Here is a 24218-nt window from a genome sequence, read left to right on the forward strand (position 1 = left end):
TACAGGTAGCAATTTCGTGAAACGTGACCAAAATTTAATTAAGTTTTAAGTAAGAAAAGGCATTTTATTTACTTGCTTTTTAGCCTGAACGAAAAAGTCGTTCAGGTGAAGCGCGATCAAAAAGATGTACTAGTGATATATGAACTTCTTTTAACTTATGATTTTCTTGATCTTTTTTTAACAAAATCGTTTCGGCTTCTTTGCTCATGCTGTCGATCAGTAGAGGAAGTCTCATCTCATCAGCAAGCCGAAATCCTGGCAATCCCGATTGTCGACTACCAGCCAAGTCGCCACCGCCGCGTATTTTAAAATCTTCATCAGCAATATGAAAGCCATCTTCTGTCTCTCGCAAAAGGCTTAATCGCCTGCGGGCTGTAAAGCTTGCAGCATGATTATGCAGAAGAAGGCAGAATGAATCTTCGCTTCCACGTCCGACACGTCCTCTTAATTGGTGTAACTGCGCTAGACCAAAGCGCTCAGCTTCTTCAATAACCATGATTGTTGCGTTAGGTATGTCGACTCCCACTTCTATAACGGTGGTCGCGACCAAAAGACGTGTTTGTCCTTCTTTAAATGCATCAAGAGCTTCTTGTCTGACAGTATGATCCTGCTTTCCGTGAGCAAGCCCAACTATGGGACCAAATCGGCTGGTCAGACAGGCCCAACGATCTTCAGCCGCCGCTGCGCTTTGCGTTTCGCTATTCTCAATGAGAGGACATACCCAAAATATTTGCTTTCCTTGATCAAGACTTCTTTGAATGCCGCTTAAAATATCATCCAAGCGGCTCATATCATGGAGTGTTGTACGGATAGGGCGACGATTTGCAGGTTTTTCTTTTAAAAAGCTCACGCCCATATCTCCCCATTCGGCGAGTTGCATTGTGCGCGGGATTGGAGTTGCCGTCATGACCAAAAGGTCTGTGTTAGTGCCTTTATTGCCAAATTTAATACGCTGCTCGACTCCAAAGCGATGCTGTTCATCGATAATGGCCAAACCAAGGTCTGAAAATTCTACCCCTTCTTGAAATAGCGCATGTGTGCCAACGATGATTTTGGCATGTTCTTGGGCAATTTCATTAAGCACATGCTGGCGCTCTTTCCCTTTAACGCTACCACTTAAAAACACAGAAGACACAGGACAAAGACGCGAAATTGTTGCAAAATGCTGACGGGCTAAAATTTCTGTAGGAGCCATCAATGCGGCTTGAGCACCTGCTTCATTGGCTTGCAGCATGGCCATCATAGCCACAAAAGTTTTGCCTGATCCTACATCTCCCTGCAAAAGCCTCACCATTTGAGTGGGAGATGCTAAATCGCGAGAAATTTCCGCGATTGCCTGTTCTTGGGACATAGTAGGTTCATAGCCGAATCGCTGACGCAATTCAGCTTGGTAAAGGCCATTACCTTTTAATGATCTGCCTGAACGCTGTTGAAGGGAGCGCCGAGCGAGGGCCAGGCAAAGTTGATCTGCTAATATTTCATCAGCAGCCAAGCGCATTTTAGCTCTTTCAATAAGAGGTTCGTAATGCGCTACATCCTTTAATTTTTCAGGTTCATGTAAAATTGTGAAAGCCTGTTTGAAACTGGGCCATTGGCGCCGCTGGATAAGCTCAGCATTGTGCCATTCGGGCAAATCAGGCAATCGCGCTAAAGCCCCTTTCATGGCGCGGCGCACAATAGAAGGAAACAAACCTGCTGTTAAAGGCCAGACAGCCTCAATTTGAGGGAATGAAAAGCGCTTTTCCCATGGAAGAAAATAGTCAGGTTGTGAAATTGATACCTTATTTTGATAAAAACTAATTTTTCCTGAAATAATAATGTCGGAGCCTATTTCGGGTAAGGTGATTTTGCCTTTACGAAATAAGGCAACTTCGAGCCTGCCAGTTTCATCTTCAGTATGGATGATGAAGGGTTGAGAAGGTTTTGTCGGTTTTTTAAAACTAATAATCCTAATATGACCGGTAAATATATCACCTTGGTTAAGGCTATAAGCCTCACTGACTGTAGAAATTTTGCGACGGTCTATATAGCGTTCTGGTAGCGTGAAAATAAGATCGGAAATTTTTTTCCCACCGCTTATTTTACTTAATAAACTAGCATGATGAGGCCCAATTCCAGAGAGGCTCGTTAAAGGCTCTAAAAGTGGGGTCAGAAGAGGAGGGGGCTGAGATATAGGCATGGAAATATAATGATTATGTCTTAAAAACTGGAAGAGATAGCCTTTAAAGCTATAAAGTAATAAAACCAAACATGAAAACCATAGTTTCTTTTAGGGGGCAGGGCTTCAGACTTATGGCGCATGAAAACGATCATATCTCTTCATTTGGTCCAACTATATGGGGGGTACCTGATGGGAGTATCGCTTTTCTCTTACGACATCGTCTTTCTGAACATTCTGGCCCAGTTTTACATATTGCCCGTAATGATTCTGAACTAGCAGAATTAGGCGATATGCTTGCTTGGCTTATGCCTGAGGTTGAAATTTTACGTTTTCCTGCGTGGGATTGTTTGCCTTATGATAGAATATCGCCAAATCCGACTATTACAGCCGAGCGCGCTGCGACCTTAAGTCACTTATTACAGCCTGCGCCCAAATGTGGCAGGATCGTTCTTACAACGGTTAATTCATTAATTCAGCGTGTACCGCCACGCAAGAGTTTTGAAGGACAGGTTTTATCTGTAAAATCTGGTGATCAGTTAGAGGCTACTCATCTTATTAATGTGCTTATAGGAAGAGGTTACAGCCGCGTCGATACAGTGATGGATCGTGGAGAATTTGCGACAAGGGGAGGGATTTTTGATTTATTTCCTGCTGATGCGCAAGATCCTATTCGCTTGGATTTTTTTGGTGATGAAGTAGAGAATATACGGTCTTTTGACGTTGCTACCCAACGGTCTACCAATGAGATAAAATCATTTAGTCTAGGGCCTGTTTCTGAATATTCGCTCGATCCTGCCAGTATAAGCCGGTTTAAAAATGGTTGGCGCGATTCTTTTGGCGTTAACGCGCTACAAGATGTGCTTTATCAACAAATTACCGAAGCCAGACGTGCGGCCGGTGCAGAGCATTATCTTCCTCTCTTTCATGAAGGGGATGGTAGTTCAATGGAAACCCTTCTTGATTATTTGCCTAATGTAGCAATCAGTTTTGAGCGTGATGCGGCTGAAATGTTTAAAGCACGTCTTGAAATGATAGCCGATCACTATCAGGCGCGCCTTAGTGCCGTTCATGAGGGAGAGCTTCCTTATAGGCCGCTGGCACCTCATAGATTATATCTGGACCAACATGGCTGGGACAGCATGTTAGCAGATAAATTTAAGGTGCAGCTAAGTCCCTTTGCCAAGCCAGATGGAATGGAAGGTGTTGATCTTAAATACCGCCCTGGCCCAGTATTTTCCAGTTTGGGAGGTACTGCAAAAGAAAAGATTTTTGATGTTTTTGGTGAACAGGTCAAAAATTGGGCCAAAGAAGGTAAACGCACATATATAACAGCCTGGAGCCGGGGGTCACGCGAAAGAATAGCGCATATCCTTAAAGAACATGGCATTGAAACCCAGCTTTATGATGACTGGCATCAGGCAGCTGGTATGGATAAAAACTATATTGGCATGTTGGTGTTGTCACTTGAGCGTGGCTTCGTTACCGACCGCCAAGCTTTTGTTTCTGAACAGGATTTGCTTGGTGAACGTTTAGCAAAACCTCCAAGACGCAAACGCAAGACGGGTGATTTCATTACCCAAATTGGTGAAATTGCTGAAAATGATCTCGTAGTGCATGAAGAATATGGCATAGGTCGTTATGTCGGCTTAGAGACCGTTAAAGAAGATCGTGTTGCTCATGATTATCTCTCAATCCTTTATGATGGTGAGCAAAGGCTTTTACTTCCTGTAGAAAATATTGATCTTCTTAGCCGTTACGGTTCTGAGCAAGATGGTGTTCAGCTCGATCGTTTAGGGGGAGCTTCATGGCAAGCGCGTAAAGCCAAAATGAAAACACGTTTGCGTGAAATGGCAAGCGAATTAATACGCACTGCTGCATCACGTGCCATGAAAGAAGCACCTTCCATGTTACCTGCAGAAGGGTTGTGGGACGAATTCTGTGCACGCTTTCCTTACATCGAAACTGATGACCAATCACGCGCCATTGCTGATGTTTTAGAAGATATGGGTAGTGGCCGCCCCATGGATCGCCTAGTTTGTGGTGATGTTGGATTTGGTAAAACAGAAGTTGCTTTAAGGGCTGCATTTGTTGCAGCGTTGTCAGGTATGCAGGTTGCTGTAGTTGTGCCAACAACTTTGCTTGCAAGACAGCATTATATGAGTTTTACAAAACGCTTTGAAGGCTTGCCTGTTAATATAGCTCAATTATCACGCTTATTGACGGCAAAACAGGCTAGTAAAGTCAGAGAGGGCCTGAGTGACGGTACAATTGATATTGTCATAGGCACACACGCTTTGTTAGCCAAAACTATTTCATTTAATAGACTTGGTCTTCTCGTTATTGATGAGGAGCAACATTTTGGTGTTTCTCATAAAGAAAAGCTCAAAACATTATGTGAGGATGTACACGTCCTGACTCTTTCTGCAACGCCATTGCCGCGTACATTACAGCTTTCACTGTCTGGTGTGCGTGAAATGAGCCTTATTGCGACACCTCCTACTGATCGTCTCTCAGTTCGTACATTCATTACACCGTTTGATCGTGTGATGATTCAGGAAGCTATCCAGCGTGAGCGCTTTAGAGGGGGGCAGATTTTTTGTGTTGTACCTCGCTTGTCCGATATGGGGCCTTTGTCGGAGCGTCTTAAGGAAATTGTTCCGGATGCTACAATTGCAGAAGCGCACGGGCGTCTTTCTCCTACTGAGCTTGAAAAAGTTATGACGGAGTTTTCTGAAGGGAAATTCGACATTCTTCTTTCAACTAATATCGTTGAGAGTGGCCTCGATATGCCGGGGGTAAACACAATTATAATTCATCGGGCAGATCGATTTGGCCTTGGCCAGCTTTATCAGCTTAGAGGGCGTGTGGGGCGCGGAAAGCAAAGGGGCTATTCATATTTGACCTGGCCGCAAACTCACCCTCTTTCAGCCGCATCAATAAAACGTTTGGAAATTATGCAAACGTTGGATTCATTGGGAGCGGGATTTGTTTTAGCGTCTCATGATTTGGATATGAGAGGTGCGGGCAACCTCCTGGGTGAAGAACAATCCGGTCATATTAAGGAAGTTGGTATAGAATTATATCAACAAATGCTTCAGGAAGCTGTCATTGATTTACGTAAAGAAAGGGGCAAAGCAGTTACGGAAGATGAGAAATGGACCCCTATTATTTCTCTAGGACTTCCTGTCTTATTACCTGAAACGTACGTCACTGATTTGTCAGTTCGTTTAAGTCTTTATCGTCGTATTGCAAATTTAAAAGATGAATCTGAGCTTGATGCCATGAGGGTAGAGCTTGTTGATCGTTTTGGACCATTACCCACAGAAGTCGAAAATCTTTTAGAGATTGTTATTCTTAAAAAATTATGTCTGGAAGCTGGTGTTGAAAGGTTGGAAGCAGGTCCTAAAGGGATGGTGTTGCAGTTCCGTAATAACCGTTTTGCCAATCCCGAAGGGCTTTTAAAATGGATTGATCGCAACCAGAAAGCAGGTGTTAAAATCAGATCTGATCATAAATTAGCGATGATCAGAGAAATGAAAAATGCTGTCAGGCTCTCTATGGCCCGTAAAATACTTACCTCGCTCTGCAAGTTGGTTGAAAAAGCGAATGAGGCATAAAATGACTTAGATGAGGGAAGCTTGTTAAATTACAAAGCTGCATGAAAGATTAAGCTTAGTACAAACTTAAGCAGCTATAGTTATTCACTTTAGTTTTTAATTTAGGTGATTATAGGAATGTACAGCGTCGAAATGGGTATTGTTTTTTAATTAAAACAAATTCCTGTTCGGAAGTGTGCTGCTAAATTACTTTTTCCTTGTTAATTTTTCAAAACTACATTTGAGGAGTTTTAAAATAAGCTCCTTACTTTTTTTGGGGGGCTGGCTGGTATATGTCACCCATTTGATAATATTTGTCTGTAGAGAAAAGTTCCGTTTTTAAAAATTTTCTTTCAAATTTGAGTTGATAAGGCCGACAACCAAACTCTTAACTCTTAACTCTTAACTCTTAACTCTTAACTCTTAACTCTTAACTCTTAACTCTTAACTCTTAACTCTTAACTCTTATAGCTGCTTGATGGTCGTTTACGGCATTAGCTTCTGAAGCGGCTAGTAGTAAAATTGGCCGTTGATAAAGACGATTCGTGCTTTGTGGCCAAAGACAAATTGTTTCATTATCTAGAATTTGCAGCCCTTTCACCGTGATTTCAATCTCAGCAATATGCGAAATTTGACGGTGAACAACCACATGATCCCCAGTTTGGGATCATCTGCTGGTATCGTTAAAATCAACGACAAAATTGAAGGATTCTGACGGGAAAATTTGATTCATGCTATCGTCGCGAATCTCTAATTCATAGCGGTATAATTGCTTGTTATAACCGTCATTTGTAGGGATCATGATTGTAAAAATTTCATAATCCCGCCGAATTTTCGATAAAAAACACCTGATTGAATCGCGTCTATAATACTGATCTTTTTAAATAGCTGGCGTAAAATCGGAACCGCCGATTTAGAGATATTAGCGTCCCTCTCATGTTATGTCGTGTTTTGCAAAATAGTCAGGGTCGGAATGGCTTTTATATATAAAAGGCCAACATCTTTAGGTGGAAATCCAAAAGCTTTTCCAAAGAGGAAAGGCAATTTCTGTCAAAAGTTTACGCTTGCTATTGGCCGGGTGAGAAAGGCCGGCGGTTGTTAAATTTAATCGATTGTCTGCTTTTTCATATGTTATCTTAAAGCGATCAAATAGGCTCTGAGATAATTAGAAAAAAATTATGAAAATTGCGTTTTTTGTCATGATTCCATTATTGCACTTATAATAAAAAATTATTTTTCATCAGGGAAAAAGTTGCCATTTTTCCTTAGGGCAAAATATCAATATGGGATTAATTTGATATAGGGCAATAAAACAGAGCGTAAGGTAAAATAGACTCTAACTAGAAAAATAGGTCAGAGTTAGAGGATAATTCTTTATCACCTATCTTATTTGTTCAACCGGGTAATGGCAGCTCTTCTATATATGGACCTATATATTCCGGTTCGCAGCTACATGCTGCATTTTGAATGTGATTTGTTACGTCAAAAAAAGAGGGGTCAAAAGGATATTACTCCTTTTACCCCCTTTTTGTTGAGCATTATGTCACAATTAATGTTTCATAATGTCACCATCAAAATTAAGCGCTTGCAACAGCCAAATAAGGATCAGAAGCTGATCCGAATAATTCGTAACGCACTTGATCTTTGGGTAAGCCTAATGCTCTAAGGCGCTCAACAGTGTCTCTCATAAAGTCCATTGACCCACAAATATAGTAAATGGCTTCAGGGTCTAAAGTAGCCTCGATCCAGTCAAGTGTAATACGACCTTTATGGAAGGTAATATTGGTAGCCTGTTCTTGCGGCTCTTCAATTGTGTAAAACAGATCGGCTTTAAGCACATTGCGAGAAGCAAGCTCTTTAATACGATCAGCAAAAATATCGCTCTGAACGTTATGAGCCCCGTGAATGTAAGTTATAGAACGGTCCGTCGTTTTAACAACGAGTTCTTCAAGCATTGAGATCATGGGTGTCAGGCCAACACCAGTACTTAAAAAGATAATGGGGCGTTCTGAAGCTTCATCAATGTAAAAATCGCCAGCTGGGGCAGAAACTTCAAGTATAGCGCCTACATCGCATGATGTATGAAGCCAGTTTGAAACAACACCTTTATCATGACGTTTTACGGTGATTTTGTAAGACTCATTTGAAGGGGCAGAAGAGATGCTGTAATTGCGTCTTTGTGGGCCGTGACCAGCAATATTAAATTTAAAACTTAAATATTGCCCCGGTTTGTGAAGCATGACGGCTTTGCCATCTTCTGGAACAAGCACTAGGGAAATGACATGATCATTTTCGCTAATACGTTTTGCGACTTTAAAGCGGCGCCAACCAACCCAACCGCCAAGCTGAGATTCATGATCACCGTAAATCTGAGCCTCACGATTAATAAGAACATCAGCTAAGAATGTGTAGGCTTCAGCCCAGGCAGCCATAACCTCTGGTGTGGCTGCATCGCCTAATACGTGTTCAATTGCTCCCAAAAGAGCTTTGCCAACGTATGGGTAATGCTCAGGTAAAATGTTTAAACCAACATGCTTTTCAGCAATGCGCTCAAGCATACCCTGAAGCGAGCCTGGGTGATCAATATGTTTGGCGTAAGCCAAAACAGCTAGGGCTAAAGCTTTAGGTTGTTCACCATCTTTTTGGTGAGACATGTTGAAAAGATTTCTGATCTCCTCATTGGCAAGCATGCGTTTATACATTTCATGAGTAATGTCTAACCCTTTGGCACTTAGGGATGGAACACAAGCTTTGACAATTTCACGTGTTTGGGGAGAGAGGGGGGCAACCATAATAAGCAACTCCAAATATGTATATGATTTACATCTTTGTAATAGACCTTTATAGAAACTTGTCAATCTAAGAAAATTAAAATTTTGATAACCTTTCAAAACGCTTTTTGCGGCGAGGTAGGAAAGACCAGCATCCGTTAGAGTGGACTTTTTTCTCTTAGAAACGATAAAGTAAGTCTCAATTGTTCGGTGATAGGCTGGTCTATGATAAAGATGAGTAAGGAGGAATAGATTTTGAGATTAACGCTTCACACTGATTATGCGTTAAGGACGTTAATTTATTTAGCGATTAAAAATGAACGTCTTGCTTCCATAAAGGAAATTGCTCGTATTTATTCAATTTCAGAAAACCATCTTGTGAAGGTTATTCATCGCCTTGGTAAGGCAAAATTTATCCAAACGCATCGTGGGCATAAGGGGGGGATAAAGTTAAATTATCCCGCTGAGCAAATTAATATTGGTGACGTTATACGCTTTACTGAAGAAGATTTGGCGATAGTTGCATGTATGCAGTCCGATGAAGCATCTCCTGCTTGTTTGTTAGAAGGGGCCTGCGTTTTAAAAAGAAGCATGCAGGAAGCTCAGTCAGCTTTTTTAAATGTTTTCGATAAATTATACTTATCTGATATCGCAACACCTTTAGAAAGTGCACGTATAAACGCAGCTGAAAAAGCCCTTGCTTTGGAAGTTGAATAATGGCTGTGTGTGAAATTAGGTTTCTGGCGAAGCTTTAAAGCCTGTAGCAACAACGTAAAGCTCGCTTGATTCCTTGCGAGAAGAGGGGGGCTTTACATGTTTTACAGTCGCAAAATTGCGCTTCATGATATCAAGCATGGTTTTTTCTGAACCACCTTGAAAAACCTTTGCAATAAAAGTGCCATTTTCAGCAAGAATCTGTATGGCAAAATCTAACGCGTTTTCTGCCAGTCCTATAATACGTAAGTGATCAGTTGCGGCGTGTCCTGTCGTATTAGGTGCCATGTCAGACATGACAATATCGGCTGGACCCCGAGCATATTTTTCAAGGTTTCAGGCATGTGTGAGGCCATGAAATCACCGACAATAATTTCAGCACCAGAGACAGGGTCAACCGGCAGAAGATCAACCCCTACAATTTTGTCTGCTCCTCTTTTCACAGCAACCTGAGACCATCCGCCAGGGGCAGCGCCTAAATCAACAATTTTCAAACCGGGGCGGATAAGGTGAAAGCGATCATCAATTTCTATTAATTTAAAAGCAGCTCTTGAGCGCCAGCCTTGTTGGCGGGCGGCAGCAACGTAAGGATCATTAAGTTGCCTATTTAACCACCGTTGCTGAGACGCCGTTTTTTTTCGTGCTGTTTTGAGAGTCTCGGTTTTAGTTCTTAAAGTACGGGAAGCACCGGCATCATCTGTGCTTGAGCGCATGCCTGGAGTTGAAGACTGTTTTAAAGGCTTACCTGGAATACGTGACTGTGCGGGGGGCTTTTTACTCGAACTCATATAGAAAGGGCCAGGGCTCCTGAGCGTGGTTGCTCATTAAAATAATGTTTGTTGTTATCTTCCCGCCTTAAGCGGAATTGATGATCGCGAGCCATACGAATAACTAACCCATCACGCAACCCTCTATCAGCTACTGTTATCATATCAGTTGGCCACATAGCCTGAATTGCTTCGTAAATTGCACAGCCTGCGAGCACTAAAGAGGCGCGACTTCGGCCAATGCAGGGGTGCAATTCCAGCGCCGTTTGCGACATAGATTTAATTTTGTGAATAGATTGCGCTAAGGCATTACAGCTTAAAATAGTGCCATCAATTTGGTAGCGATCATATCGTTTAAGATCAAGAGCAATACCTGCCAGAGTTGTTATAGTGCCAGAAATGCCAATCATATGTACGTTTTGTTGAGCAACTTCACGTTTGATACAATATATAGACTCGAAACTCTCTAATTTGCTCGTTATATAACGAACTGCTGCATTATAAGCTTCTTTTAAAGTTAATTGGTCAAAAAGCTCTGTAAGGCTGACTATGCCATGTTTTAAGCTGGTCATGCCAGATAGAAAATATTTTCGAGAGGTGTGGTCAGTCCTAACCCAGGAAATCTCTGTCGAACCTCCGCCAATATCAAAAATTAAAGCCCGGTTAGGACATGGTTTTCTTGCATAAAGAGAATGGTGCATGTGCTGATTATAGTAACGAGGGCTTGATAAAAGCGAACCACAGCTTTCAAGGGCGAGTTCGGCTTCTTCTCTGTCAGAAATAACATCTATTCTCAGGCCAGTTTCCTCAAAAACACGTCTCAAAAATTCTTGCGCATTCGCCGCCTGGCGGCAAACTTCGGTTGCAATGGCAGAAATATTTGAAACAGGCCAATTATGTATTTTCTTAACAAAAAGGCGTAAAGTTCTAATAGTGCGGTTGATAGCGCACTCATCAAGCAGTCCTGTCTTGCTTAAACCTTCTCCTAAAAGAACAGAAGAGCTATAACGTTCAATGATTTTAAGCGCGTCTCCTGTGTCTTTGACAACTAAAAGCCTGCAACTTGTTGTCCCTAGATCAATCGCAGCATAATAAAATGGCGTTTTATAAGGCGTTATGGGCGTTTTAATTTTATGAGAGTGCACATAATGAGGAAACGATTTTCTCTTCTGATATGTGAGATTCGTTTTCATCATTAATCCCCTCCCTTTATTATTCACCTTAATCTAGGCATATTCGGCTCCAGAAAGGGCATTATAGAGCAATTTTACGGAGTAAAAGTAAAATTTTTGAGACAGCTCTTGCCAGATGCTTCAGATATAGCTAAAAACCCTTTCACCGCTTGGGAGATAGTTTAGCGGTAGAACTACCGGCTCTGACCCGGTCAGCCCTGGTTCGAATCCAGGTCTCCCAGCCATTCCAGAAAATACAACTTCTATAGAGCCCTTTAAACTGCATGGGCTTATTTTGCTGTCCTATAAAGGCATAAAGAGCGGTGGAAGTCTTTTAATCATCTGGGTAAATCAGATTTAAACGAGTAGATTAATTTTAAGCTTAAAAAATAGCTTACGAAACTTGAAATGATTTTTTTTCAAAATAGGCTTGATGTTGTTCAATTTTTAGCAGTTAAGCCAAAAAATATAGCAGTGAATCTAATAGCACCGTGAGCGAGCACGTAGATCTGATTTAATTAAGCGATCAAAAACTAAGGTAAGCTCTTAAATCGTAAAAAGACTGCAAATGTAAATATTAAACAACTAAATAATATAGTAAAATAAGATTTTTCATTTTTCCACTGTAATTTTTTTCGCATAATGCAGTTTTTTAAAAGAAAATAAAATCTGTTTTGCGGAATTCTCTTTTCATAAGAGGTGAATGTAAGCTATGTAGTCTTGCCAACGGCCGGCGCGGCTTATTGGCCCCCGGTTATACCGCATTTATAGGTATTTATTGTTCGGGGGCAGTCTATGAGTAGTTTTTTAAATAACAACGCGCTTTATGGTCGTATCAGAGATGCATTAGCTTTTGATGATGTTCTTGTCGAACCTGCTGCGTCTTCTGTTTTACCTGCTCAAGTCTCGCTTGCAACGAATTTAACCCGCAAAATCAAGCTCAATATACCGTTACTTTCTTCTGCGATGGATACGGTTACAGAAGAGGCTATGGCTATCGCTATGGCTCAGCAAGGTGGCCTTGGGGTTATTCACAAAAATCTTTCTATCGAAGAACAGGCTGAGCAAGTTCGTCGTGTTAAAAGATTTGAATCTGGCATGGTGGTTAATCCTGTCACTGTTGGACCTGATCAAAGCTTGGCCGATGTTCATGCCATTATGGCTCATCATAGAATTTCGGGCTTGCCAGTTGTTGAGGCTGATGGACGGCTAGTTGGTATTTTAACCAACCGCGATATGCGTTTTGCTACTGATCTCTCTATCCGCGTTCGTGATCTCATGACGCATGATAATCTGGTGACAGTGAAGCATGGTGCCCCGCATGAGCAAGTCAAAGACCTACTTCATAAACATCGCATTGAAAAATTGCTTGTTGTTGATGACCAGGGCCGTTGTACTGGTTTAATTACAGTGAAAGACATGGATAAAGCCATTGCCCACCCATTAGCTGTTAAAGATGAGCAGGGTCGGCTTCTTTGTGCGGCGGCTATCGGAGTAGGTGATGATGGTCTCAAACGGGCAAAAGAGCTTGTTAATGCAGGTATTGACGTTTTAGTTGTTGATACGGCTCATGGTCATTCTCAGGGCGTATTAAAAACGGTCTCTCATCTAAGAAATCTATATAAAAATGTGCAGATCATCGCAGGTAATGTCGCAACGCCTAAAGCCGCTCATGCCCTTATTGATGCAGGGGCTGACTGTGTCAAAATTGGCATAGGCCCAGGATCAATTTGTACGACTCGTGTTGTTGCTGGTGTAGGTGTGCCGCAATTCTCAGCAGTGCTGGAGACGGCTGCTGCCTGTCACGAAAAACAAACACCCGCCATTGCAGATGGTGGTATTCGAACATCTGGTGATATCGTTAAAGCTATCGGTGCTGGGGCAGATATCGTTATGATCGGATCACTTTTAGCTGGGTGTGAAGAAAGCCCTGGCGAAACTTTCTTGCATCAGGGACGTACTTATAAAGCCTATCGGGGTATGGGGTCGTTAGGAGCCATGGCACGTGGTTCGGCAGATCGTTATTTCCAGGCTGAAGTAAGTGATAGCCTTAAATTAGTCCCAGAGGGGATTGAGGGACAAGTTCCCTATCGTGGTGTTATGGCAGCGGTTATTCATCAGCTTGTTGGCGGGTTGCGCGCTGGTATGGGTTATACAGGTTCAGCCAATATTGAAGCCTTACAAACCAATGTCCAGTTCCGGAGAATCACAAATGCGGGCTTGAGAGAAAGCCATGTGCATGATGTGACAATCACACGTGAGGCGCCAAATTATCACTTTGACTAAATCTTCCCTCTTTTCATAATGCACTAAACAGGGTAGGCGAGGGATTATGACCCCTGCTGCCCGACTTTCTGGGGCGATTGATCTGCTTTGCGCGATTCAAAACGCCCCCTTTCGCCCCGCTGACGCTACAGCTAATAATTTTTTTCGTGATCGCCGTTATATAGGTGGCGGCGATCGCCGCTTTATTTCCACGTTAATCTGGGACGTTTTACGTGGCTGGAGGCGTTTACATTGGCACTTGCGGGCTATTCCTGGTGAACGCAACAGCGATATTTCACCCAGATTATTATGTGCCGCGCAGCTTATTTTTTCTGGGCAGGAATGGGGAGACGTTAGAGAGCTATTTTCGGGTGATCGTTATGCTCCTCAATCTTTGACTGAGCGTGAAACGGCTATTTTAAAAGAGCTTTCTGGCAAGACACTTAGCGATGTAAAGCAACCTAAAGCGGTGAAATTTGAGCTACCCGATTGGGTTTTGCCTTATTTCGAAGATGATTTTGGTGAAAAATTAGAAGAAGAAATGAGTGCCTTGCTCACTCTTCCTACACTTGATTTACGTGTTAATCTTTTAAAAACAACGCGTGAAAAAGCAAAAATCTCACTTAGAAAAGAGGGCTTTGAAGCGACTGAAACCCAATACTCCCCTTGGGGATTACGTTTAAGAGGGCGCCATCCCATTACGTCATCCAGAGCATTTCAGGATGGATTAATTGAGATTCAGGATGAAGGTAGTCAACTTATTGCAGCGGCTGTAGAGGCTAAGCCGGGCCAGAGAGTACTTGATTACTGCGCAGGAGCGGGAGGTAAAACACTGGCTCTTGCTATGACAATGGAAAATAAAGGTCAGGTGATTGCCTGCGATGTGTCTCAGCCAAGATTGGAAGGGGCAATTAAAAGATTGCGCCGCGCTGGTGTACATAATGTGACACGCCATTTACTAGCTGAAGGTGATAAATGGGTTAAACGCCGGGAGGCCAGTTTTGACACTGTGCTTGTTGATGCTCCTTGTTCAGGAACAGGAACATGGCGCCGTAATCCTGATGCACGTTTAAGGTTTTCAGAGCAGGATTTAAAAGAATTAACGGTAAAACAGGCCAAGATATTAAAAATTGCATCAAAATTGGTGCGTCCCGGTGGGCGATTAGTTTATGCAACCTGCTCATTATTATCTGCCGAAAATGATAAGCAGAGAGATCAGTTTTTAACTGAAAATGATCAGTATGAATTAGCTCAACCAGAAGAAATGTCATCTTGGTTAACGGAGAGCTTGAAACAAAAGGCAAGTTTTTCTTTGACCCCAGCTCAAAATGGAACTGACGGCTTTTTTGTATCTGTCTTTAAAAGAAAAGCATAATTTTGCTTTATCTTTGTAATTTTAATAGATGCTCTGTTTTATCACGAAGAAAATAGCATCAAATTAGTACCGAATCCGGAGGATGGAGCTGTAATGAAGTATGAAGTTCTGCTTGGTTTAGCAACAACTTTCGGTGCAGGTATGTTGGCACAATGGCTTGCATGGCGATTTCGCTTAGCAGCCATTGTGATTCTTTTTGCCTTAGGTCTGTTATTTGGTCCCGTATTTGGCATACTTCATCCATCTGTAACGTTAGGATGGACGTTTCGTCCCATTATTTCTCTTCTTGTAGCGCTTGTTGTTTTTGAAGGCGGCATGGCGCTTGATATCCGTCAGTTAAGAGAGGCGGGAGAGGGCATATTACGCCTGACAATGATCGCTCTGCCTATAAATTGGATCTTGGGTAGCCTGGCAGCTCATTACGTTGCGCATTTTGACTGGGGGACGGCCTTTTTATTTGGGGCTATTGTTGTTGTAACAGGGCCTACTGTTGTTTTGCCTTTGTTGCGTCATACAAAATTACAGCCAAGAATTGCTGCTTTTTTGCGCTGGGAAGCCATAATTAACGACCCTATTGGTGCAATTTTAGCGGCTATCATTTTACAAATTGTTATTTTGAAAACCGATAATGGTACGGCTTTTTTCTTCACCCAAACTGTTCCCGATATGCTGGTTGCTGGGGCAGAGGCTATAGCAGCGGGCATCATACCAGCCTATTTAGTACGCTACCTTTTTACGCGGGACTTAATGCCGGAAATCATGAAAGTACCCGCGCTTTTAACGATTGCATTACTTATTTTTCAGCTTTGCACCATAGAAATGGATGGTGCGGGTCTTATAGCAGTAACAATATTTGGTATGGCTGTTACTAATCTTCATATTCCAGGAGGAAATGAACTCAGGCGAACAAAAGAATCACTTGTTGTGCTGATTGTATCTGTACTTTTTATTCTTCTTACGTCTGATCTGCAACGTTCTGTATTGGCGCGTGTCTCCTGGCCTATTTTATTATTAACTTTAGTCATGCTGTTTGTTGTGCGGCCAGTGGGTATTTTTATTTCCACATTAGGCACAAATATGTCTTGGCAAGAGCGTCTTTTTCTTGGCTGGATTGCTCCAAGGGGGATTGTAGCTGCCTCTGTTGCTGGTGCGATAGGTATTCAGTTAACCGATGCCGGATTTAAATCTGGCGAACTCATTATGCCGGCTGTTTTTGCTCTAATCGCCGTGACTATGATTTGCCATGGTTTTTCGCTAAGGCCATTTGCACGTTATTTAAAATTAACACTTTCAGACGAGCCGGCTTTGGCGCTTTTGGGAGCTAATCGCATTACTGTTGACTTGGCAGATTGTCTCAATAAAGAGTCAATTCCGGTCCTGATCGTAGATAATAATGTGACCGACCTAATGGCGGCAGCCAAGGCAGGAATTCCTGTCCTTAAAGCAGAACTGCTCTCAACTTATGGACAAGTCTCTTTAGAGGAAAGACCAGCTGATTATCTTGTCGCGATGACGGGTGATAATATTTATAACGGCATGGTTTGTGGTCTTTTGGCACCTAATATGGGGCGGCAAAGAGTTTACCAAATCAGCCCTGGTGTTGCACGGTTAGATTATTATAGAGGTGTCTCGCGGGATGCTCGTGGCAAAATTGTAGGTGAGCCTTCCTGGAGTTATTCATTTTTTGACACGCTCTATAGTCGTGGCTGGCGGTTTGTAGCCAAAAAAATTGAAAAAGACGAAGAGTATGAATTTGGTGTAGATGAAAATCGCTACGATATTCTGCTTGTAAGACGTGGCAGTGCGATCATCATTCGTTCGGCTGAGGATATTGATCAGCCAACATCTATGAAAGGTGACTATATTGTAAGTTTACAACCCGTCGAACAGGAAGAAGCAAAAGTAAGTCCTCAAGATCAAAGTTAATAAAAGCAGTATTATCAACAAAAAATGAACACACCCTTTTGTTTTTAAAAACCATATTATTCTCGCTTCAAAGGTTAAAAAGATGTATTATCGTCGAAAATAGCGGATATAATAGCTAATCTTACGTTTATAACGTTTTAAACTGAGTGAGAGAAAACACCTTGGTGCTCACATAAACTTTTATATTTAGAACGGGGTTTTTTTTATGGCAGGACAGCGCCCAATTTTAGTTGTTGATGACGATGAAATATTTCGTCGCATATTGGCTGAACAACTTAAAGAGGGAGGCGACTTTGACGTCAGCGAGGCTGCTAGTTTGAAAGAAGCTCAATCGTGCTTTGATGTCAAAGATGTGCGCTACGATGCCGTTTTGCTCGATGTCACACTGCCAGATGGTGATGGTCGTGATTTTTGCAGTGAGTTGAGAAAAAAAGGGCATAAAATGCCCGTTATTATGCTTACTGGTTCTGATGAGGAAAAAGATGTTATTCGTGGCCTGGACGCTGGGGCTAATGATTATATTGCCAAGCCTTTTCGCCCAGCAGAGTTAATGGCGCGTTTAAGAGCCCAACTTCGTATTTTTGAAAATAGCGAAGATGTTGTCTTTGAAATTGGTCCCTATATATTTCGACCTTCCCAAAAACAACTTATTGACCAAGCTGCCAATCGTCGTATTCATCTAACAGAAAAAGAAACAGCAATTTTAAAATTTCTGTATCGTTCAGGAAAGCAGCCTGTCGTACGTCAAGTCCTTTTAAATGAAGTTTGGGGTTATAATGCTGGCGTAACAACCCACACTTTGGAGACGCATATTTATCGCCTGCGTCAAAAAATAGAGCAAGATCCTAGTACTCATGCACACCTTCTAATAACAGAAGGTGGTGGTTATAGACTTAATATAGAACCTTAATATTTAGAGTTCATTGCCGCCTTAATGTTAAGTGGCAATGAACTTCGTTTTTGCCTTTATCAAAGAGTGAGTTCTGCGATTACGGGCACATGATCTGATGGTGGTGCCCAGTCACGGGCGTGAGCTAAAATTTCTATAGCTTGTAGGTTTTCTTTAAGATCATTAGAAATCCATATATGATCCAGCCTTCTGCCTCGATTAGATTTTTTCCAATCGCGATTACGATAAGACCACCAAGTATATAATTTTTGTGGTTCTGGGTAGATCAGACGCATAGCGTCAAGAAAGCCTTGCTTTTCCCATTGATTATGGCGTTCTGTTTCTGGAGGTGTGTGGCAAACAACTTTTAAAAGCTGTTTATGGCTCCAGACATCATGCTCTAAAGGGGCGGTGTTTAAATCACCGACTAAAATACTTCTTTTGGGTTGGTTCTTTTCAAACCAGGCCGTTGCTTCTTCTATAAAGGCAAGTTTGTGGGCAAATTTTGGGTTGGTTTCTGCATCTGGAATATCACCACCAGCAGGAACATAAAAGTTGTGAATTGTGATTGGGCCGGAAGCAGTTTTTAATTGAGCGGCTATATGACGGCAATCAAGCCTTCCGCACCAATCGGGGGTGTCTGCGACATGAATTAATTCATGTTTTGAAATAATAGCTACCCCATTATATGATTTCATGCCCTTAAAATAATAATGAGGGTAACCTAGCTTTATAATGTCTTCAAACGGAAATAAGGGATCAGGAACCTTTGTTTCTTGAAGGCAAATAACATCGGCCTGTGTCTCATTAATAAGCTCTTTTAAAAGAGGAAGGCGTAGTCTTAAGGAATTGATATTCCAAGTAGCAATTTTCATAATGTAAAGGTGCCTTTAAGTAGTCGCTTCATACTGACCAATAGGATAGGGTAATTTTTCCACTCTAGAGAGATAGTGAAAGATTGCTGATCGTAATGTCTAAAATTCTTACATTTGATACGCATATAGATATTCCTTGGCCAGAAAAAACCGCGGAGGGACTTCCTGCCTGGAAGATAACAGATCCAGATGATCTTTCTAGCTTATGGCAAAGCGAAACAAAACGACGTTTTACGCTTCCTAAAGCGCAGGAAGGAGGGCTAGATGCCGTATGTCTTGTTGCTTACTCGCCTCAAGGCCCTTTAACCAAAGAGGGGCATGAAGCAGCGTGGAAGCGCGTAAATGCGATGTTAAAAACGATCCAAGAAATTCCTCTTTCATCTTCTTCTTATAAAGTTAAGCTTTGTTTGTCTGCTGATGATGTTAACCAGGCTTTTAATGAAAAATATTTCTCCATCACACCTGTTATTGAAAATGGGTATGTTATCGGTGAAAATATAGAAAATATTCAGATTTTGAGTGAGGCTTACGGCGTTCGTTATATAACCCTCACCCATAATGGTCATAATCTTTTAGCCGACTCGGCCATTCCTAAAGGAAATGATAAAAACATAATGCATGGTGGTCTTTCTGAATTGGGGAAAGAAGCCATTAAAAGCATGAATCAGGCTGGTATCGTGGTCGATATCTCTCATGCCTCACGCGATAGTATGATGCAGGCCGTCTCTCATTCTGATGTACCTGTCGTAGCTAGTCATTCATCTATAAAGGCTTTGTGTGATCACCCGCGAAATTTAGATGATAAACAGTTACAGGCTTTGGCTGAGGCCGGAGGAGTTGTTCAGATAACGGCAATGAGCCCTTTTTTAAAAAGAGGCGGTGGGGCTACATTGGCCGAGTTTATGGCTCATATTCGTTATGCTGTTGACCTGATTGGTATTGATCACGTTGGACTATCTTCTGATTTTGACGGAGGTGGCGGGATAAAAGGGTGGTCTGATGCCAGTCAAACAGCGCAAGTTACCAAGGCTTTAGAGATAGCAGGTTTTGATAATAGCGAAATTAGAGCTTTATGGGGTGGAAATATGTTGCGCTTATTAAAACAGGCTGAAATTTATTCACAAACGGCAAAAAAATAATCTTGGGGGTTGTAATGTCATGTTGAAATTCCAAATTTTATTTGGAGTTTCAACTATTGATATCGGTAATAATTTTATTGCTGGTGTCTTTTTTAATTAATTATTTTAGAAATTTTTGTGTCTACAAAATTACAGAGTCGTGACGAAAAAAGTCCCTGGTATAAAAGCTTTAGAATTGGCAAAGAAAAAAGAATAAATTGTCCACTATTTTTTGAAAAGTGGGGTTGACAGAAAGAATCGGTCAAAAATTTAAAGTTTTATTTGGTTAATCAGAAATCTCTTTTAAGAATTCTTGTTTTTCAATGAGTTATATTAATTGTCTAAATTTTGTGCAATCTAATGAGACTAGAGGTAAACCCTAGTCTGTGAGCGTTTGCCCCGCAACTATCCACAGCCTTCTCCACAAGAATAGTGGATGAGTGAGACCAAGGAATGTCATCACACGATAACGACTTAAAAAATCAGAATTCTGGGCAGGAGATTGGCGTAAAAGCCATTCGGAAAGCATTAAAAACAATTCCCGATAATCCTGGTGTGTATCGCATGCTAGGTGAAAAGGGGGATGTTCTTTATGTCGGCAAGGCGCTTAATTTAAAAAAGCGTGTTTCATCTTATACGCGTCTAAATCAGTTACCAGATCGTTTAAAACTCATGGTTTCGCTCACAGCTTCCATGGAAATTGTGTTAACGACGACTGAAGCCGAAGCTCTTTTGCTAGAAGCAAATTATATTAAGAAGATGAAGCCAAGATTTAATATCTTGTTGCGAGACGATAAGAGCTTTCCTTGGTTAATGTTGACAAAAGACCATAAATTTCCGCGTTTATTAAGACAAAGAGGGAAACCAATACCAGGTGCTCTATATTGGGGGCCTTTTGCTTCGGCTTGGGCAGTGGACCAAACACTCCAATTATTGCAACGTGCTTTTTTGCTGCGAACTTGCTCTGATAGTGTTTTATCTTCGCGATCAAGGCCTTGCTTGTTATATCAAATCAAACGTTGCTCAGCTCCATGCGTCGATCGCATTAGCAGTGCAGAATATGACAAGTTAGTAACACAAGCACGAGAGTTTTTGTCTGGAGGGGGGCAGGCCTTACAGCAAAAATTAACGCAGGAAATGGAAAAAGCTTCTGAAGATATGGCTTTTGAAAGAGCTGCTCTTATTCGGGACCGTATCAGAGGTTTTACATCTATTCGGGCTTCAAATGCGATAAATCCCACAAACACTCAAGAAGCTGATGTCATAGCAATATGGCAAGAAGCTGGTCAGAGCTGTGTGCAGGTCTTTTTTATTAGGGGTGGTCGTAATAACGGAAACTGCGCTTTTTATCCATCTCATGACGCAACTGCACGTGCTGAGGATGTGTTGCCAGCCTTCATAATGCAGTTTTATGAAAATAAAATGCCGACCTCTCTCATTTTAACGAATGTTGAGCTGCCAGATAAATCATTGGTTGAAGAAGCTTTGACTTTAAAAAAAGGGAGCAAGGTCCAATTAAATGTTCCTTTAAAAGGTGAAAAAAAGACTGTACTTGATCATGCTATTTTAAATGCCCGTGAAGCACTTGAGCGTAAATTGGCGGAAAGCACGGGTCAGGCTAAATTACTTGCCAAAGTAGCTGAATTATTTGATTTAGAAGCTCCACCACAGCGTATAGAGGTTTACGACAACTCCCATATTATGGGACAAGCACCTTATGGTGTAATGATTGTTGGCGGTGCTGAAGGGTTTGATCGTCGTTCTTATAGAAAATATTCCATTAAGGGACCCGTAGCACCAGGCGATGATTTTGGCATGATGCGCGAAGTCATGACACGGCGCTTTTCTCGTCTTGTGAAATCAGAAGGTAATAAGAACGATAGTGCTCTTCAAAAACCTGATTTACTTCTTATTGACGGCGGAAAAGGGCAGGTTAGCGCAGTGAAAGAAATCTTGGAGACATTGGGCATCACTGATATTCCTCTCGTTGGTATTGCAAAAGGTGTAGACCGCAATGCGGGGCGTGAATGGTTTTTTGTACAAGGTAAGGAGCCTTTTCAGTTACCAGAGCGTGATCCAGTTCTTTATTATCTGCAACGTCTTCGCGATGAAGCCCACAGATTCGCGATTACAACTCATAGAGCAGGGCGTTCTAAAGCTTTGATACATTCAAAATTGGATGATGTGCCAGGTATAGGTGCTGTACGAAAAAAAGCTCTTTTAGCCCGGTTTGGATCTGTTAAAGGTGTGAAACAAGCCACTATTGAGGAACTGAGATGCGTGCCTGGTATCAATAAGGAAACAGCTAGCGTGATTTATGGATATTTTCATCCAGAAGTTGGGCGATCTTAGGTTATTAAAAAGATTATCTATGGTAGAACTTTGTTGCCTTTCACTAGCTTATTAAAGTTGCTAATTTTGAGAGCCCTAATTTGAGCCACTAGGTGTAAATGGATGCTGCTTAATCTTCCTAATATTCTGACATTTTTTCGTATAGTCTGTATTCCGCTTTTAGTGGTCTTGCTAGCGGTGCAGACTGGATTGTCAGATGTGTTAGCTCTAATCGTTTATTTTTTGGCTTGCGTTACTGATTATTTTGATGGGGCTATTGCGCGAAAAAGAAACCAGCTTTCAGAGTTGGGGCGCATGCTTGATCCAATTGCGGATAAATTACTCGTAGGGGCTCTTTTAGTGGCGCTGGCGGGGCTAGGACATCTGAAGTTTTTTTCGCTTTATGCGGCTATTATTATATTGCTGAGAGAAATCGCTATTAGTGGTTTGCGCGAGTTTATGGCGACGCATCAAGATAAAATACCCTCAACGCGACTGGCTAAGTGGAAAACAGGCTTGCAAATGTTGGCTCTAGGTTTTCTTATTATTGGTGAAAAAGGAATAATAAGATTGCATCTTGCTTGGCTCCCAGCTTCTATGTTAGGCGCAGTTTTGCTTTGGATAGCGGTTGTGCCTACTATTATGAGCGGTTGGGGTTATTTAAAGGCTGGAGCAAAACGTCTTAAAACGGTACAATAATATAAACCGTTATTTTTTGATAAAACATAAAGCTGTTGGTCTATACATATTGTAATTAAGCGTTATGTTCGTTTATTACGATTATTACAAAAGGCGACTTAAACGAGAGGAAGAGGAATGAAGAAAGTCGCCACATGTATGGTATGGCTTACTTTAAGTGCATGTTCCGGCTTCGTTAAGCATACAGAAGACACTTTTTGGCCGTTTGGTAATCCTAATGCGCCTAAAGGTCAGAGCGAGAATATGCGCCGTGTCAGGGGAGATAGCGTTATAGCGCGCCCCATAGTTGCCGAAACAGACGATATTTGGCCTGGTCAGCCTGACCCGATGCCAACCTTGCAAGATGTTAGTAACCCAGATAGCCACTTTAATGCGTCTTTCCATCGTTCTCTTAAAACACTTAATGACGATTTAGACCAACAGCAATTTGAAGATGGAGAGAGTTTATCTATAGGTGAAGAAGTCAGTACCCGGACAGGAGTACAAAGACGTAGTTCATCCATAGGAGCCCCTTTACCATCTAGCGTTCCTGATAACGCGCCTGCTTATTTAAAGGGGCCTAATCGCGATACAGTGGCCATCCCTAATGGTGATGGGACTACAACGCTTGTTGCTCCTGACGGCTCTGTCAAAGTAGTACGTGGCAATGCCAGTACAGCTCTTGAAAATGCGAAACGGGCAGCCTCAAAGGCCAGTCAAGAGCACCGTATAGCCCCTAGTTCTTCAGCCGCTAAGCCAAGAGTGGCACCTACTGTAAAGGCAAAGGCTGGTAGGGCAAAAAAAAAGATCTCCAGTCATCCTAAAGCTACAAGAAAAAAAATTACCAGAGCTGCGAAAAAAAAGACTTTGAGCCGCCGCAGGGTTGTAAGGAAAAAGCTTAATAGGGCGGCTGTAAAAAAGAGGACTGTGAGCCGCCATAAAGTTACAAGAAAAAAAATTACTAAAGCTGCGAAATCAAATCGCAAAACGTTAAATAGAAAAACGGCAACCCGCAAAAAGATCATTAGACGCAAAAAAGTAACGCGCTCTGCGGCCCGTAAAAAGGTGTTAAAACGTAAGACATATTCTTATAAGAATCATGTCCGCACAAAAAATATCAAAAAATCTTTGCCTCGAAAAAGAAAAAAGAGTGCGGTTCAACATGTGAAAGCGCAGCATAATGTGCGGCATAAAAAAGTGATTAAGCGAAAAACGAGAAAAATTCGTAAGAAATAAACGTTAGAAAAGAAATAATTTTAATTTTTTTGTGAATTACGTTTATTCTATTGAGAGAAAGACTTGACCTCAGAGGCACAAGATTGCATTGTTCGCCCCAAAGAGGAAACTATGCTGCTTCGGGAGTTCAGGCGGCATTCCATCATGTTGCAGCAATCCGAGGGTGATTATGGCTAAAACAAACGTTATTAAAATCCGTCTCGTTTCATCTGCTGATACGGGCTATTTTTATGTCACAAAGAAAAATGCACGTTCAGCTACTGGTAAGTTAGAAGTGCGTAAATACGATCCTGTCGCACGTAAGCACGTTCTCTTCCGTGAGGCGAAAATTAAATAATCTCTTT

16 protein-coding genes, 1 tRNA gene and 1 pseudogene are annotated in these 24218 nt (G+C 41.8%); 12 read left to right on the forward strand and 6 right to left on the reverse strand.

Features of this window, described 5'->3' with window-relative positions:
- Window positions 1-79: 79 nt before the first annotated feature.
- Window positions 80-2179, reverse strand: a complete 2100-nt coding sequence (gene recG / locus GT348_RS03440) for an ATP-dependent DNA helicase RecG (RefSeq protein ID WP_160619430.1) — start codon at window positions 2177-2179, stop codon at window positions 80-82.
- Between the two features lie 113 nt (window positions 2180-2292).
- Here recG and mfd point away from each other — a divergent pair, with 113 nt between their 5' ends.
- A complete protein-coding gene (gene mfd / locus GT348_RS03445) occupies window positions 2293-5778 on the forward strand; it encodes a transcription-repair coupling factor (RefSeq protein WP_160618523.1) in 3486 nt (1161 codons plus the stop codon).
- A gap of 430 nt (window positions 5779-6208) precedes the next feature.
- On the opposite strand, the gene GT348_RS03450 is transcribed toward mfd, so the two are convergent.
- Complete coding sequence (locus tag GT348_RS03450; RefSeq protein ID WP_160618524.1) at window positions 6209-6406, reverse strand: hypothetical protein; 198 nt, start codon at window positions 6404-6406, stop codon at window positions 6209-6211.
- Between the two features lie 928 nt (window positions 6407-7334).
- Entirely contained in the window at window positions 7335-8549 is a 1215-nt protein-coding gene (gene hmpA, locus GT348_RS03455; RefSeq protein ID WP_160618525.1) for an NO-inducible flavohemoprotein, read from the reverse strand.
- A gap of 234 nt (window positions 8550-8783) precedes the next feature.
- On the opposite strand from hmpA, the gene GT348_RS03460 reads away from it, so the two are divergent.
- Window positions 8784-9245 (forward strand): RrF2 family transcriptional regulator, encoded by a 462-nt coding sequence (locus tag GT348_RS03460; protein ID WP_160618526.1) that lies wholly within the window; start codon window positions 8784-8786, stop codon window positions 9243-9245.
- A gap of 15 nt (window positions 9246-9260) precedes the next feature.
- Here the strand turns inward: GT348_RS03460 and GT348_RS03465 are convergent.
- Both GT348_RS03465 and GT348_RS03470 read right to left on the reverse strand, forming a co-directional pair.
- Window positions 9261-10030 (reverse strand): annotated as a pseudogene (locus GT348_RS03465) (RlmE family RNA methyltransferase).
- A complete protein-coding gene (locus GT348_RS03470) occupies window positions 10027-11205 on the reverse strand; it encodes a Ppx/GppA phosphatase family protein (RefSeq protein WP_160618527.1) in 1179 nt (392 codons plus the stop codon). Before GT348_RS03470 ends, GT348_RS03465 begins: the two are co-directional and overlap by 4 nt.
- Before the next feature lie 147 nt (window positions 11206-11352).
- Between GT348_RS03470 and GT348_RS03475 the strand changes: the two genes are divergently transcribed.
- From GT348_RS03475 to GT348_RS03495, 5 genes are all read left to right on the forward strand, one after another.
- Window positions 11353-11426 (forward strand) — tRNA-Gln (locus tag GT348_RS03475).
- Between the two features lie 550 nt (window positions 11427-11976).
- On the forward strand, window positions 11977-13467 hold the full coding sequence (guaB, locus tag GT348_RS03480; RefSeq protein ID WP_160618528.1) for an IMP dehydrogenase: 1491 nt from the start codon (window positions 11977-11979) through the stop codon (window positions 13465-13467).
- 46 nt (window positions 13468-13513) lie between these two features.
- The gene (locus GT348_RS03485) at window positions 13514-14821 is read left to right on the forward strand and encodes an RsmB/NOP family class I SAM-dependent RNA methyltransferase (RefSeq protein ID WP_160618529.1); all 1308 of its coding nucleotides are present in this window, start codon (window positions 13514-13516) and stop codon (window positions 14819-14821) included.
- 93 nt (window positions 14822-14914) lie between these two features.
- A complete protein-coding gene (locus GT348_RS03490) occupies window positions 14915-16747 on the forward strand; it encodes a cation:proton antiporter (RefSeq protein WP_160618530.1) in 1833 nt (610 codons plus the stop codon).
- Between the two features lie 205 nt (window positions 16748-16952).
- Window positions 16953-17657: a response regulator transcription factor gene (locus GT348_RS03495; protein WP_160618531.1), complete on the forward strand. Its 705-nt coding sequence runs from the start codon at window positions 16953-16955 to the stop codon at window positions 17655-17657.
- 59 nt (window positions 17658-17716) lie between these two features.
- Here GT348_RS03495 and xth read toward each other — a convergent pair whose 3' ends face one another.
- Window positions 17717-18511 (reverse strand): exodeoxyribonuclease III, encoded by a 795-nt coding sequence (gene xth / locus GT348_RS03500; RefSeq protein WP_160618532.1) that lies wholly within the window; start codon window positions 18509-18511, stop codon window positions 17717-17719.
- Between the two features lie 95 nt (window positions 18512-18606).
- Between xth and GT348_RS03505 the strand changes: the two genes are divergently transcribed.
- From GT348_RS03505 to rpmG, 5 genes are all read left to right on the forward strand, one after another.
- Window positions 18607-19650, forward strand: coding sequence for a dipeptidase (locus GT348_RS03505; RefSeq protein ID WP_160618533.1), 1044 nt, complete (start codon window positions 18607-18609; stop codon window positions 19648-19650).
- 432 nt (window positions 19651-20082) lie between these two features.
- The gene (gene uvrC / locus GT348_RS03510; RefSeq protein WP_160618534.1) at window positions 20083-21981 is read left to right on the forward strand and encodes an excinuclease ABC subunit UvrC; all 1899 of its coding nucleotides are present in this window, start codon (window positions 20083-20085) and stop codon (window positions 21979-21981) included.
- 102 nt (window positions 21982-22083) lie between these two features.
- Window positions 22084-22659, forward strand: coding sequence for a CDP-diacylglycerol--glycerol-3-phosphate 3-phosphatidyltransferase (gene pgsA, locus GT348_RS03515; RefSeq protein WP_160618535.1), 576 nt, complete (start codon window positions 22084-22086; stop codon window positions 22657-22659).
- Window positions 22660-22776: 117 nt separating this feature from the next.
- The gene (locus GT348_RS09165) at window positions 22777-23874 is read left to right on the forward strand and encodes a hypothetical protein (protein ID WP_201740061.1); all 1098 of its coding nucleotides are present in this window, start codon (window positions 22777-22779) and stop codon (window positions 23872-23874) included.
- Window positions 23875-24043: 169 nt separating this feature from the next.
- Window positions 24044-24211, forward strand: coding sequence for a 50S ribosomal protein L33 (gene rpmG / locus GT348_RS03525; protein WP_160618536.1), 168 nt, complete (start codon window positions 24044-24046; stop codon window positions 24209-24211).
- Window positions 24212-24218 lie beyond the last annotated feature (7 nt).

It is taken from the genome of Aristophania vespae (assembly GCF_009906835.1).
In the GTDB taxonomy this organism is placed as follows: domain Bacteria; phylum Pseudomonadota; class Alphaproteobacteria; order Acetobacterales; family Acetobacteraceae; genus Aristophania; species Aristophania vespae.